Annotated in this window: 13 protein-coding genes; 5 read left to right on the top strand and 8 right to left on the bottom strand. The window is 57.7% G+C overall.

Going from position 1 to position 13,016, the window contains the following annotated elements; all coding sequences use genetic code 11:
- Positions 1-80: 80 nt before the first annotated feature.
- The 5 genes from REIFOR_RS16490 to def all read right to left on the bottom strand — a co-directional run bounded on the left by REIFOR_RS16490 (position 81) and on the right by def (position 5,848).
- On the bottom strand, positions 81-1,529 hold the full coding sequence (locus REIFOR_RS16490) for a TrkH family potassium uptake protein (protein WP_100258597.1): 1,449 nt from the start codon (positions 1,527-1,529) through the stop codon (positions 81-83).
- Between the two features lie 41 nt (positions 1,530-1,570).
- Positions 1,571-2,947, bottom strand: coding sequence for a Trk system potassium transporter TrkA (gene trkA, locus REIFOR_RS16495; protein WP_100258823.1), 1,377 nt, complete (start codon positions 2,945-2,947; stop codon positions 1,571-1,573).
- Positions 2,948-3,104: 157 nt separating this feature from the next.
- Positions 3,105-4,388, bottom strand: a complete 1,284-nt coding sequence (gene rsmB, locus REIFOR_RS16500; protein WP_100258598.1) for a 16S rRNA (cytosine(967)-C(5))-methyltransferase RsmB — start codon at positions 4,386-4,388, stop codon at positions 3,105-3,107.
- A complete protein-coding gene (fmt, locus tag REIFOR_RS16505; protein ID WP_100258599.1) occupies positions 4,385-5,341 on the bottom strand; it encodes a methionyl-tRNA formyltransferase in 957 nt (318 codons plus the stop codon). The genes rsmB and fmt overlap by 4 nt, the downstream gene beginning before the upstream one ends.
- A gap of 3 nt (positions 5,342-5,344) precedes the next feature.
- Positions 5,345-5,848 carry a peptide deformylase gene (gene def / locus REIFOR_RS16510; protein WP_100258600.1) on the bottom strand — a complete coding sequence of 168 codons (504 nt, stop codon included), beginning with the start codon at positions 5,846-5,848 and terminating at the stop codon, positions 5,345-5,347.
- Between the two features lie 355 nt (positions 5,849-6,203).
- On the opposite strand from def, the gene REIFOR_RS16515 reads away from it, so the two are divergent.
- The 4 genes from REIFOR_RS16515 to hemF all read left to right on the top strand — a co-directional run bounded on the left by REIFOR_RS16515 (position 6,204) and on the right by hemF (position 10,128).
- A complete protein-coding gene (locus REIFOR_RS16515) occupies positions 6,204-7,280 on the top strand; it encodes a LysM peptidoglycan-binding domain-containing protein (RefSeq protein WP_100258601.1) in 1,077 nt (358 codons plus the stop codon).
- 208 nt (positions 7,281-7,488) lie between these two features.
- Positions 7,489-8,589, top strand: a complete 1,101-nt coding sequence (gene dprA, locus REIFOR_RS16520; protein WP_100258602.1) for a DNA-processing protein DprA — start codon at positions 7,489-7,491, stop codon at positions 8,587-8,589.
- A 50-nt stretch (positions 8,590-8,639) separates the two neighbouring features.
- A complete protein-coding gene (locus REIFOR_RS16525; RefSeq protein ID WP_100258603.1) occupies positions 8,640-9,200 on the top strand; it encodes an L-threonylcarbamoyladenylate synthase type 1 TsaC in 561 nt (186 codons plus the stop codon).
- Between the two features lie 13 nt (positions 9,201-9,213).
- Complete coding sequence (gene hemF, locus REIFOR_RS16530; protein ID WP_100258604.1) at positions 9,214-10,128, top strand: oxygen-dependent coproporphyrinogen oxidase; 915 nt, start codon at positions 9,214-9,216, stop codon at positions 10,126-10,128.
- A 37-nt stretch (positions 10,129-10,165) separates the two neighbouring features.
- On the opposite strand, the gene REIFOR_RS16535 is transcribed toward hemF, so the two are convergent.
- Entirely contained in the window at positions 10,166-10,537 is a 372-nt protein-coding gene (locus REIFOR_RS16535) for a thioredoxin domain-containing protein (RefSeq protein WP_100258605.1), read from the bottom strand.
- Positions 10,538-10,621: 84 nt separating this feature from the next.
- The gene (locus tag REIFOR_RS16540; RefSeq protein WP_227003716.1) at positions 10,622-11,254 is read right to left on the bottom strand and encodes a DsbA family protein; all 633 of its coding nucleotides are present in this window, start codon (positions 11,252-11,254) and stop codon (positions 10,622-10,624) included.
- Positions 11,255-11,443: 189 nt separating this feature from the next.
- On the opposite strand from REIFOR_RS16540, the gene amrB reads away from it, so the two are divergent.
- Positions 11,444-12,229 (top strand): AmmeMemoRadiSam system protein B, encoded by a 786-nt coding sequence (amrB, locus tag REIFOR_RS16545; RefSeq protein ID WP_100258606.1) that lies wholly within the window; start codon positions 11,444-11,446, stop codon positions 12,227-12,229.
- On the opposite strand, the gene REIFOR_RS16550 is transcribed toward amrB, so the two are convergent.
- A complete protein-coding gene (locus tag REIFOR_RS16550; protein WP_100258607.1) occupies positions 12,223-13,011 on the bottom strand; it encodes a DUF4922 domain-containing protein in 789 nt (262 codons plus the stop codon). The two genes, amrB and REIFOR_RS16550, sit on opposite strands and share 7 nt — an antisense overlap.
- Positions 13,012-13,016: the final 5 nt, after the last annotated feature.

The following is a 13,016-nucleotide window of genomic DNA, read 5'->3' on the forward strand; positions in this document are numbered from 1 at the left end:
CAGGCCAGTAGCGGGGGTCATGTGGCAGTTGCGTCGCAACGGCCGGCATCGATGAGTGCGGCCGCATCATTGCGTGCAGCTTAGGAGCGCCAGTATTGCGGCGTCAGCAACACCAGCAGGGTGAAAATCTCCAGTCGACCCAAGAGCATGGCGAAGCACAGCAGCCATTTGGCGGTGGACGGGATGCTACCGTAGTCATTCGCCACCTGGCCCAGGCCGGGTCCCAGGTTATTGAGCGAGGAGCCAACGGCGGACCAGGTAGTCTCGAAATCGAGTCCGGTGGCCAGCAGGCCAAAGAAGATCACCGCATAGGACATGATATAGACACTAAAGAAGCCCCAGACCGATTCAACCACCCGATCATCAACCCGGCGATTACCCACCTTGACGGTAAAGATACCTTTCGGATGGATCAGGCGCTTAATCTCTCGGATACCCTGTTTTAAGATCAGCATCACCCGAATCACCTTCATACCACCGGCGGTGGAGCCGGCACAGCCGCCGATAAAAGAAGCCATAAAGAGCATAAAGGGCGCAAACAGTGGCCAGGTCGAGAAGTCCGCGGTACCGAAGCCGGTGGTGGTCAAGAGACTCACCGCTTCGAACAGACCGTAACGCAGTGAACCCGCATTGCTGTAGGTCTGGGTAACCCAGAGTACAAACACCGTGATGGCTACTAGGATGGCCGCAATGACTAAGAAGAAGCGGTATTCCGGATCGGCGAAATAGTGCTTTAGCGACTTAGCATTCCAAGCGACGTAATGCAGGCCGAAATTGGCCGCTGCCAGCAACATAAAGACCACCGCGACCATTTCAATCGCCGCGCTGTCGAAGTAGCCCAGCGAGGCGTCATGGGTGGAGAACCCGCCGATCGCGACCGTCGAGAAGCTGTGGGCGACTGCGTCAAAGCCGGACATGCCGGCCGCCCAATAGGCCAGCGCGCAGACGATGGTCAGGGTCAGATAGATATACCAGAGCGCCTTGGCCGTCTCCGCGATGCGCGGCGTTAGCTTGCTGTCCTTAACCGGACCTGGGGTTTCGGTGCGGTACAGCTGCATACCGCCGACGCCCAACATGGGCAGCACGGCGACGGCGAGTACGATGATCCCCATGCCGCCGAGCCATTGCAGTTGCTGGCGATAGAAGAGAATGCTCTTGGGCAGTATATCGATCCCGGTAATCACCGTGGCGCCGGTGGTGGTCAGGCCGCTTAAGGATTCAAAGAAGGCATCGGTGTAACTGAGATTGACTGAGGGTGCCAAGAACAGGGGGATCGAACCGGCGATGGCCAGTACGATCCAGAACATCACGGTAATAAAAAAGCCGTCCCGGGTGCGCATTTCGCGGTGCCAATGGCGCACCGGTAACCACATGCCAAAGCCCACGCAGATCACGATTAGAAAGGCGAAGATAAAGGCATTGTGGGAGCCGTCTTCGTAGTAGAGCGAAACCAGAATCGAAGGCAGCATCGAGAGGCTGAATACCATCAGCAAAAGACCGAGAATTTTTAGGGTCAAACGATACTGCATTGGAGTCAGTCAGCCTGTAATCAAGATATGAAAATGAACCATTAAAAAAAACTAAAGCCGACCTGAAACAGCTTTTCGACATCAGAGGTCCGGCGCTTATCAACCAGAAACAATATCACGTGATCGCCGGTTTCGATAATAGTGTGGTCGTGCGCGATGATGACCGCTTCGCCGCGCACGATGGCGCCAATCGAGCAACCTTCTGGCAGATCGATATCTTCGACCGCCCGACCGACCACCTTGGAGGTTTTAATATCGCCATGCGCAACCGCCTCGATCGCCTCGGCCGCGCCGCGGCGCAATGAATAGACATTGGCGATATCACCACGACGCACATGGGTCAGCAGGCTACCAATGGTCGACTGGGAGGGGGAAATGGCAATATCGATATCGCCGCCCTGCACCAGATCGACATAAGCGGTATTATTGATCAGGGTCATCACCTTGCGCGCGCCCAAACGTTTGGCGAGCAAGGAGGCCATAATATTGGCCTCGTCATCGTTGGTTACGGCGATAAACAGATCGGTGTCTTCGATATTTTCATCGAGCAACAGCTCCTGATCGGAGGCGTCACCGCGCAACACGATGGCGTGTTTAAGATGGTTACTCAACCATTGGCAGCGATCCTCGCTGTGCTCCAGGACCTTAACCGAATAACGCGCCTCAATTTCTCGTGCCAGTCGGTAACCGATATTACCGCCCCCGGCGATCACGATTCGTTTATAGCTGCTTTCCTTGCGCCGCAGCTCACTCATCACGGCACGAATATCGCTGGTGCCAGCGAGGAAGAAGACCTCATCGTCGGCTTCGATGACGGTCGAGCCTTCCGGCACGATAGCCCGACCCTTGCGGAAAATGGCCGCAACTCGAGTTTCAACTGAGGGCATATGGTGCTTGAGAAAACGTAATTCTTGGCCAACCAGCAAGCCGCCGTGGATCGCCCTCACCGCGACCAGCTGCAACTTGCCACCAGCAAAGTCGAGCACCTGCAGCGCGCCGGGGGTTTCGATCAGGCGTTGGATATAGTTGGTCACCAAGCGCTCAGGGCTGATTAGCACGTCGATCGGAAAGGCATCCTGACTGAACAGCTTATCGCTTTCTCGAATATACTGTGGGTCCCGGATCCGGGCGATCTTGGTTGGGGTGCGAAATAGAGAAAAAGCCACCTGACAGGCGGCCATATTGACTTCATCGCTATTGGTCACCGCGATCAACATATCGGCATCCTCGGCCCCAGCCCGTTGCAACACATCGGGCAGCGACGCCAGGCCGATCACGGTGCGAATATCGATCCGATCTTGCAACTCGCGCAAGCGGTTACCATCGGTATCGACCACGGTGATGTCATTTTCTTCCGAGGCAAGATTCTCTGCCAGTGAACTCCCGACCTGTCCGGCTCCGAGCAAAATGATTTTCAATGGCATTGTCCTAGAACGTAATGTTGTCGAGTGGGCTGAGGCTTAGCGTGCAGCAGCCAACCTATTTGACCTGATTAGCCTATGTTACCGACCCAGGCCAACAAAGACGAGGCCTAAGCGCGACCATCGTATCTGGCCAGCCCGGTCTTGCGTTAGCCTAACGTGCCTTGTGCAGTAACGCATAGAAAAAGCCATCGTGACCGCCGGCTTGCGGCAACCATTGCACGCCAGTGGGCGTCGGCACATCGCCGGTCAGGGGTAATTCGACCAAGGCAGCGTCGGCGTGCGCTGCCAGAAAGGCCGAGATCTGCTGGCTGTTCTCATCCGGCAGGATGGAACAGGTCGCATAGAGTAAGCGACCGCCGGGCTTGAGCGTGCCCCAGAGTTGCGTTAGAAGATTTTTCTGCACCAAGCCCAACGCCTTGATATCGGTATTTTTACGCAGCAACTTGATATCGGGGTGGCGACGGATCACCCCGGTGCCAGAACAGGGGGCATCGACCAGAATGGCGTCAAACGGCTCACCGTCCCACCAGCTCGACACATCGCCGGCATCCGCTGCGGTCAGTTGAGCACTGAGTTGCAAGCGCTCTAGGTTTTCGGCGACCCGGTCGAGGCGTTTGGGGTCGACGTCCAACGCGGTTAATTGGATGCTCGCACTTTCGAGCAGATGGCCAGTCTTGCCACCCGGCGCGGCGCAAGCATCGAGCACTCGCTCACCATCCGTTACATTCAACAGCTGGGCACAGAGCTGGGCGGCCTCGTCCTGAACCGAGACGGCACCGGCGGAAAAGCCCGGCAGCGCCAGCACCGGTGCTGGCGCTGCCAGGGTCACACCGACTTCTGAATGGGCACAGGCATGCGCCTCAAAGCCCTGCTCATTGGCCTGCGCCAGCCAGGCGTCTCGCGTGCCGTGGCGCTGATTGACGCGCAGAGTCATCGGCCCCAACTGGTTTGAGTCGGCACAGATCTGATGATACTGCTCCGGCCAGGCCTGGCGCAGGCGCTTATTTAACCAACCCGGCATGGCCTCGGCCCGACGCAGATCGGCGAGCATCGCACCGCGTTCGCGCTGAAAACGCCGCAAGGTGCCGTTCACCAATCCGGTTGCCCACTGCCGATCGGCCTCGACCGTGACCGCTACGGTCTCATTGATGGCCGCGTATTCGGCGACCTGCAATTGCCAGAGCTGGTAGATACCGATGGCCAGCACCATATGCAGCAATCGTTCCTTATCGCGCAGCGGGTCTTCGACCAGCTGGTTAATCAGTTCATCGAGGGCGAAATAGTAGCGCACACTGCCATAGACCAGCTGTTGCAGGAAGGCGTGCTGTTCCGGATCGAGCTCGGCGAGGGCGGCGGGCAACTCGTGGCTGAGCGAGCGGCCGTTGTCGACGACATTTAGCAGGATGTCGGCGGCGATATAGCGAATAGACTTCATAGGATGGCCGAGTTAGTGAACTGTGGGTGGGCGATAAATTGGTCGCGCCGGGCGTTGAGCAGATCGCTGGCGCTCATGGCTTTTTTACCGGGTAACTGCAGCTTTTCGATCCGCAACACCCCGTCGCCGGTGGCAACATCGAAGCCCACCTTGGTCATGGCAACCAGCGAGCCAGGGGCGGCCTCACTCGACTGACCGGGCAGGCTCGCCTGGTGCAACCGCACCGTCTCGCCCTGCCATTGGGTAAAGGCGCCAGGCCACGGCGTCAGGCCGCGAATCTGTCGGTCGATTTGCTCGGCCGAGTCCGACCAGTCGATCTGACCCTCGATCTTTTCCAGCTTGTGCGCGTAAGTCGCCTGGGCCGAATTCTGCGCAACCGGCTGCGTCGCCGCCGTTTCCAGCTGGTTCAGGGCCTGCAGCAAGGCGGGTGCTCCGAGTTCAATAAGACGGTCGTGCAGTATCGCGCTGCTATCGGTTGGCAAAATATCGCAGGCCACGGTTACCAGCGCGTCGCCGGTATCGAGTCCGGCATCCATCTGCATGATGGTTATGCCCGTTTGCGCATCGTCGGCCAGCAGGGCACGGTGAATTGGTGCGGCACCACGCCAACGCGGCAAGAGTGAGGCATGTACATTGACACAGCCCAGGCGTGGGGTGTCGAGAATCACTTGCGGTAGAATCAGGCCATAGGCCACCACGACCATCAGATCGGCCTGCAATGCAGCCAATTCGGCCTGGGCGGCGTCACTCTTAAAGTTCAAGGGTTGGAACACCGGTATCTGATGCGCTAAGGCGAGGCTCTTAACCGGCGAGGCGGTTAGTTTACGACCGCGACCAGCGGGCCGATCGGGTTGGCTATAGACCGCCACGACCCGATGTTCACTGTCGATCAGGGCCTGTAGGTGCTCGGCCGCAAATTCAGGCGTACCGGCAAAGATAAGGTTCAGGGACATCGCCTAGTGGTCCAACTTATGTTGCTTCTCGAGTTTCTTCTTGATCCGGGTGCGCTTTAAGCTGGACAGGTAATCGACAAACAGCTTGCCATCCAAATGATCGATCTCATGTTGGATGCAGATCGCCAGCAGGTCGGTGGCCTCAAACGCCAAGGCCTCGCCTTGTTCATTGAGCGCGCTAACCTGAATTTTGTCGAACCGGGTAACATTTTCATAATAACCCGGCACCGACAGACACCCTTCCTGATATTCCATCGGGGCACCGGTGACCACATATTCAGGGTTGATCAATATAAGCGGTGCATCTTGCTGTTCGGACACGTCGATAACCACCAAGCGCCGATGAACATTAATTTGACTGGCCGCAAGGCCAATGCCAGGCGCCTCGTACATGGTCTCGATCATATCCAGGGCCAAGGTGCGCAGTGCATCGTCGACCTTGTCGATCCGCACGGCGACCGTGCGCAAACGCGGATCGGGGTATTCTAATATCTCTAGTAATGCCATAACGGACTATTTAACCAATATTTATGAGTGGAAAGTACAGCCTTGCCCGATCTCGCCAAAATGTTATCCAGTTATCACTTTCTGGATTTATCTGTGCAGATTTGGCTTTAAAGTGTTTGGCTCTGCGATTGACTGCTAGACTAAAAAAGTTAACCGTTTTCGCTCGGTATCGTCATAGGGAGACCCCATTGCGCTAAAAAGCCGACAGTATAAGTTTCCGATGTGAAATACATCCTATTTAACCCATTTTGTAACAAATGAGAACAGTGTAGCAGACTCGCGAGCACCGGCATGGCGGCCAGTACTTTAGGGTCTGTTGCATGCTAAACAGACAAATTATATAGGGAATTTGGCCATGAGGAAAATCATCGCTGCATTATTAGGCTGCTGTTTCGCCATGGGCCTGTCTGGGGCCGATGAATTGACCCTGAACGACGACGTGCCCGACCAATATGTCGTTGTTAAAGGTGACACGCTCTGGGATATCTCAGACATGTTTCTCGCCGACCCGTGGAAATGGCAAGATATCTGGTACCTCAATCCACAGGTCGAAGACCCTCATCTAATTTATCCGGGCGATGTCATCGGCCTGGTGATGATAGACGGTGAACGACGCCTGACCACCATTATGCGCAGCGACAGCGCCAACACCTTGAAAATCTATAGCGATCAGGCCGATGCCAATGGCGTCGTTAAATTGCGACCGACGGCGCGAATCACGCCTATTTTTGGCGCCATTCCGGCCATTCCTCGGGAGCATGTCGACGGCTTCCTATCGGGCAATCGAATCTTAGCAAGCGCAGAACTAAAATCGGCGCCCTATATTATCAGTGGCATGGAAGGCCGCCTGCTGCTCGGCGCTGGGGATCAGGTCTATGCCCGCGGGGAATTTAACGTTGACCTGCCCGCCTACCAAATATACCGCATGGGCAAGATTTACCGAGATCCCTATACCAAGGAGCGCTTAGGCTATGAGGCGATTGAACTGGGCACCGCGCGACTGGACAATCTACAGGGCGAGATCGCAACCTTCGAGCTAGAGCGTTCGAGCCAACAGGTCGCCATCGAGGATCGCATCTTGCCCTCGGATGAGGCGCAGCTGGAAACGGTCTTTTACCCCAGCGAGCCGCCTCAGGGGGTCGATGGGGTGATTGTCGACTCCGGCCGCGGTGCCAGCTTTATCGGCCAGTATGATGTGGTGCTGCTCAATGTCGGTGAGCGCGAAGGAGTCGCCGCAGGCATGATTTTCCGCATCAACCGGCGCGGTGATCGAGTGCGCGACCCAATTAACAAGGACCGCATCCAATTGCCCGAGGAAGAGGCGGGTCTGCTGATGGTCTTCCGCACCTTCGAGAAAATGTCTTATGGCTTGGTATTGGACGCGAAGCTGCCCATGCGCGTGGGCGATCCGATCGTCAACCCGGGTTTCTGATAACTGCATCACAGCTTGGTAACAGGCGCCCTCAGGCGCCTTTTTTTTCGCCCGGCTTTTTGTAATAGTGCCACAAACCCATATCGGGTGAGTCGCATCGCCTAGCTCTGAGCCCAGTGTTTGGGCTTTGAGTCCTGGGTTGGCGGTCGAGTGAAAGATGACGGGACACCGGTCATTCAGGACAAGGAATTTCAACTAAGGGAAGCCTATGCACTCGGACACCCTCGCCTGGTTGCGCTGGGTATTGGTACCCCAGCTCGGACTCAAGCGCAGTCATACTCTGCTCAACCTGGTCGACTCGCCCGCCGATCTGTTCCGTCACCCGGAGCGCTGGCCATTGCCCGAGGCTGTTAAGGTGACCCTGCGCGCCATGCATCGGCTCGGCGAACAGCACCCGATCCATCGCCAGGCCCTAGACCAGCTGCGCTGGGCCGAACGGGCCAACCACCATCTGATCAGCCTGGCCGACGGCGCCTATCCGCCGAATCTGAATCAAATCCATGATGCCCCGTTGATGCTCTGGGGCATTGGCGATACCGGCTTGCTGCAGACGCCCCAGATAGCCCTGGTCGGCAGTCGTCACGCCAGCCCAGGCGCACTGAGTCACGCTCATCGCCTAGCCGCCGATCTCGCCCGAGCGGGGCTGGTGGTGACCAGCGGTGGCGCCTTGGGGATCGACAGCGCCAGTCATCGGGGCGCCTTGGCGGTTCAGGGTGGGACCATTGCAGTGCTCGGCTGCGGCGTCGATGTCGGTTACCCCAAGCCCAACAAGGCCTTATTTGCCAGCCTGGCCAGCCAGGGTCTGCTGCTCTCAGAACACCCCTTGGGCACGCAACCTCGACCGGGCCACTTTCCTCGGCGCAACCGCCTGATCAGCGCACTGGCCGAGCTGGTGGTTGTGGTCGAGGCGACATTGAACAGCGGTTCATTGGTCACGGCTCAACATGGCCTAGATCAGGGCAAGGATATCTTTGCGATGCCAGGTGATATTGGCAACCCCAATACGGCCGGGTGTCATCGCTTAATTCAGGACGGCGCCTATCTGCTCGCCGATGCCAAGGATATATTACGGCATCTTAAGTTCCAGCAGCATCCCAGCCCCCAAGCTGAGCCCATCGCCCTGGACCACCTTAGCCCGCTGCAGCAGAAGATCATGGCCTTGTTGCGCTTTGGCATCCTGCCGCTGGATGGTTTGGCCCACCACCTTGAGCTGGCGGTCCATCAACTACTCGAGGCCATATTGGAGCTCGAGCTGGAGGGTCTGATCGAACAACAACCGGGTGGCTATACGCTTTCCGACATTGCCTGAGGCCCGCACACTGGTTACCCTAAGCAGCTGGCCACTACTCGACTCAATTTATGCACCCTTATTCATTGCCTATCCGCCAAGCGGTCGCGATTATTCAGCGCGGCGGTCTGATTGCCTACCCAACTGAAGGCGTTTTTGGCCTCGGCTGCAACCCCTTCGACGGTGCGGCCGTTGCCCGCCTGCTGGCGTTAAAGCAGCGACCGCTGCATAAGGGTCTCATCCTGATCAGCGACCGGGTCGAACGCTTCGAGCCTTTTCTGGCGCCCCTAACCGACGCACACTGGCAGCGCCTGTGCAGCCGATGGCCGGGCCCGATGACCTGGACCGTGCCACACAATGGTACGCTGCCCGAGTGGATCACCGGCGGCCGCTCAACCGTGGCCATTCGAGTCACCGCGCACCCGGTCGCGGCCAACCTGTGCGCCCAATTTGGCCAGCCCCTGGTGTCCACCAGCGCCAATCGTCAGGGTCGGCCGGCGCTGGAGCGCCAGCTTCAGGTTCGTCAGCAACTGGCCAACGAGCTCGACTTTATCGTCCCGGGCCGCGTCTTAACGCCCGGCAAGGCCAGTCAAATCGAAGATTTAATCAGCGGTCAACGCTACCGCGCATAACCAGGGAATCCCTATGGCAGACTTTACATTCGACATCGAACCCGTCAAAACCTATCTGATGCAACTGCAGGACCGAATCTGTGAGGGTTTGGAGCGTGCCGATGGCAAGGGCCTGTTCAGCGAAGAAAGCTGGCAGCGCCCCGGCGGCGGCGGCGGCCGTTCGCGCACCCTGGTCGATGGCGCGGTGTTCGAGAAAGGCGGGGTCGGCTTTTCCCATGTGATGGGCGACACCCTGCCACCCAGTGCGACGGCCAGTCGCCCGGAGCTGGCCGGGTGTCGCTGGCAAGCCATGGGGGTGTCGCTGGTCATGCATGCCCACAATCCCTTCGTACCGACCTCGCATGCCAATGTTCGGCTCTTTGTCGCGGAAAAGGCTGGTATGGAGCCGGTCTGGTGGTTTGGTGGTGGTTACGATCTAACGCCTTACTATGGCTTCGATGACGACTGCCGGCACTGGCACCAGAGCGCGAAGACCGCCTGCGAACCCTTCGGCAGTGACGTTTTTCCGCGCTTTAAAAGCTGGTGTGACGATTATTTTTACCTGCCCCACCGTTCCGAGCCACGCGGTGTCGGCGGTATCTTTTATGATGATCTAAACGCTTGGGACTTCACCACGACCTTCGCCTTTATGCAGTCGGTCGGCGATTCCTATTTGGCCGCCTATCTGCCCATCGTGGCACGGCGCCAAGACACGCCTTTCAGTCCGGCCCAGCGCACTTGGCAGGAGATTCGTCGGGGCCGCTATGTGGAGTTCAATCTGGTGTTCGATCGGGGCACTATCTTTGGCTTGCAGTCGGGCGGTCGCACCGAATCCATTCTGATGAGCCTGCCACCGGCCGTGCAATGGCATTATAACCATCAGCCCGAGGCCGGCAGCGCAGAGGCGCGACTGCTGGACTATTACCTGACCGGGCGCGATTGGGTATAGCCGGCCAAGCCGGTTGGTGACCTTAGGCTAAAAACGCCTACACACTGCCTGCCGCTAGGAGAGCCTTCAGCTCACCGGCCGCCACCAGGGCTTTCAGATCGGTGTAACCGCCGATCAATGCGCCGCCGATAAAGATTTGCGGAAAGGTCTCGAAGCCGGTCCACATCTTGATGGCCAAGCGTTCACGCCACTTCGACATATAGCTGCCATATTCCAGATAAAGATGTTCTACCTGCTGCTCATCAAGCAACTTACGGCTGGACTTGACCACCGGGTTTTGTTTCATGCCCACGACCACCACGGCGTGACGGCCAATGGCCTGCCTGACCTCGTTGAGTAAGCTTTGATCACCGCCCAGCTTGGCCTGGATGGCCGGGTGGGCAAGGTTTTCGGATAATATAGGACGCATCGATGAATCTCTTTTTAGGTTGGGTAACGCCGCCTATATGCTGGCGTTTGAGCGTACTTCAACAGATGAAGCCGATTATATGACTTATGACTCGGAAGTGTTTTCGAGCAGTTCCACTACCTGCTGCAAGGCCCCGCTGTAGTCCTGATAGTTGAGCGCAATAGAATGGTAACGGCCGCGATGCAACAGCACCATCGATGGAAAGCCTTCAATCGGCAAGCTGCGGGCAAAATTCAGCTCAACGGTTAGGGCCTGCTGCAATTCAGGTGAGGCTAGATCGGCGGCAAAGCGGGCGCTATCGAGTCCGATCTCCTCGGCCAATTGTTGCAGGACCTCGACATTCGACGGGTTCAGGGCACGCAAATAGTAGGCCGATTGCAACGCCGAAATCATGGCCAGCTCCGCCTGCTGCCAACTCGCCGCGATCACCGCGCGACAGGCGGGATAAGTGGAGCGACGCGGTTCATTTTCGGTCCAGAAATCAAAATTAAACTCGGTGCCCAGGCGTCCCTGAATCTGATGCCAGTAGCCGGCAATCGCTTGTTGTTGCGCGACCGGCATGACCTCGTCGCTGTCCGGTGCCAAGCCCCCGACGCAATAGCGCACCGTCACTCGATCCGCCAATTCCGCCGCGAACCGATCCCAAACTGGCTTATGCGCCCAACACCAACTGCACATCGGATCGTGTATATAGATAAACTCACTTTCTGTGTTCATAACCACTGCGCCCTGCGCCAAAGATAGCCCACCATAGCAAGTACCGATTCAATCCGAAATCCTTAGTTCGACCGATGGCACGGTGCTATTCCCGTGGCATCGGATCGAGCTGAATTGACCTAAGGCAAGATGTCACCCCTAGGGTGCGCCTAGTCTTGGACCCTCCAACCAGCCAGAGAGTCCCGCAACATGTTGATTCGTTCCCCTGCCGTAGCCGGCACCCTCTACGATGCTGACAGCCAACGGCTGCTCGCCCAAATTGAATCCTGGCTCGCCGACGCGGGCAGTCAGCCCCTGCCCAGACCCGCCAAAGCGTTAATCGTGCCGCATTCGGGCTATCCGTTTTCCGGTGCCACTGCGGCCGGTGCTTATCGACTGCTGGAACCGATCTACGACACCATCAAGCGGGTGGTTATCTTAGGCACCTGCCACCGTGACCCAACTCAGGGCCTGTGGACACCACGATGTGCTGCTTTTCGCACGCCCTTAGGCGATGTGGCCGTCGACCAGCCCGCCTGCCGAGCCTTGCTCGAGCACCCAGAGGTTAACGAATTGGCGGTACAGCAAGATATGGAGCACAGTATTGAGGTGCAGTTACCCTTTCTGCAGACCGTCCTGGAGGACTTCAGCCTGATTCCCCTGCTAGTCGGTGACTGCAGCACGCCGGTGCTGGCCGAGATTCTATCGTCCCTATGGGGCGGACCGGAAACCCTATTGGTAATCAGCACCGGCCTCAGCCGCAACCGGCCCTACCGAGAGGTTATCGCGCAGGATCAACACTCCGCGCGGCGCATTCGCGCCTTTGATAGCGGCTTTGTCAGCCAGGAAGCCTGTGGTTTCAATGCCCTGAATGGGTTTTTGCAGGTCGCCAAGGCCCAAGGCTTAGCGTCTCGACAGGTGGCCCTGACGACCTCGGCCGATCTCAACGGACAAAAAGAGCAGGTACGCGGCTTTGGTGCCTTCGTTTTCTATTGATCCGACCGACACACCTGATGCAAGAGCGCCATGGGTCCGCTGCGCCGAATCAACGCGCGTTCAGCTGGGTCTTGTGCCAACAGGCCGCCGGCCAAGCCTAAGCTGTTAATCGCTAAACCCCCAACGGAGGCCTGGGTACGAGGCACCACCAGCATCCAGTCTCGGGTAATCAATAGATTGCAGGCTTGCCAACTGTATTCCAGCTTCTGCCAGGCTTCCAGCAGGGTATCCGGTTGCCAATTCGGCAGCCAATGAACGCGATGGACAAAGGGATAGATGCTCTGATGAGAATCTTGCTGCCAACGCAAAACCGCCGCATCGATCGGCAGGACGCCCGCGCCCAAATCTTTGGGCACCAGCTGGAAATGGCGGTGTGCCAGGGAAGCCCCGGCCAGTGGGCCGCCGTTATAGAACACCAGGCCATCGACCTGATCCAACACCATGGCGATGGCGCTGAAGTCGGCCAAATTCAGTAAGCCGGTCTGTTCAACAAAACCTTGCGTGGTGATCAGGCCGTGTAACGGCAGCAGGCTGTATTTATTCAGCAGCAGATGATGGCTCTGGCCCAGGGTTTCCACCCAGAGCGCCGGGTCGGGTGTTAAAAAGGGATTAGCCGGTGACGCGGTGATGGGTTTTTCGATTGCCACAGAGGGCGCATAGCGGACCACAAAATCAATGCCACCCTGGCTGATGATTTCGTATTCGCTGGGCCGTATCACCAACTGACCCGAGGCAATCGCCCGATCGGCGACCGCACTCATCCGTTGCCAAAGATTTTCCATGTTAA

It is taken from the genome of Reinekea forsetii, from assembly GCF_002795845.1.
GTDB classification, from domain to species: domain Bacteria; phylum Pseudomonadota; class Gammaproteobacteria; order Pseudomonadales; family Natronospirillaceae; genus Reinekea; species Reinekea forsetii.

Coding starts and splice junctions, on each gene's coding strand:
- REIFOR_RS16490 (WP_100258597.1), bottom strand. CDS start 1,529: ATGCAGTATCGTTTGACCCTAAAAATTCTCGGTCTTTTGCTGATGGTA.
- rsmB (WP_100258598.1), bottom strand. CDS start 4,388: ATGAAGTCTATTCGCTATATCGCCGCCGACATCCTGCTAAATGTCGTC.
- fmt (WP_100258599.1), bottom strand. CDS start 5,341: ATGTCCCTGAACCTTATCTTTGCCGGTACGCCTGAATTTGCGGCCGAG.
- def (WP_100258600.1), bottom strand. CDS start 5,848: ATGGCATTACTAGAGATATTAGAATACCCCGATCCGCGTTTGCGCACG.
- REIFOR_RS16515 (WP_100258601.1), top strand. CDS start 6,204: ATGAGGAAAATCATCGCTGCATTATTAGGCTGCTGTTTCGCCATGGGC.
- dprA (WP_100258602.1), top strand. CDS start 7,489: ATGCACTCGGACACCCTCGCCTGGTTGCGCTGGGTATTGGTACCCCAG.
- REIFOR_RS16525 (WP_100258603.1), top strand. CDS start 8,640: ATGCACCCTTATTCATTGCCTATCCGCCAAGCGGTCGCGATTATTCAG.
- hemF (WP_100258604.1), top strand. CDS start 9,214: ATGGCAGACTTTACATTCGACATCGAACCCGTCAAAACCTATCTGATG.
- REIFOR_RS16535 (WP_100258605.1), bottom strand. CDS start 10,537: ATGCGTCCTATATTATCCGAAAACCTTGCCCACCCGGCCATCCAGGCC.
- REIFOR_RS16540 (WP_227003716.1), bottom strand. CDS start 11,254: ATGAACACAGAAAGTGAGTTTATCTATATACACGATCCGATGTGCAGT.
- amrB (WP_100258606.1), top strand. CDS start 11,444: ATGTTGATTCGTTCCCCTGCCGTAGCCGGCACCCTCTACGATGCTGAC.
- REIFOR_RS16550 (WP_100258607.1), bottom strand. CDS start 13,011: ATGGAAAATCTTTGGCAACGGATGAGTGCGGTCGCCGATCGGGCGATT.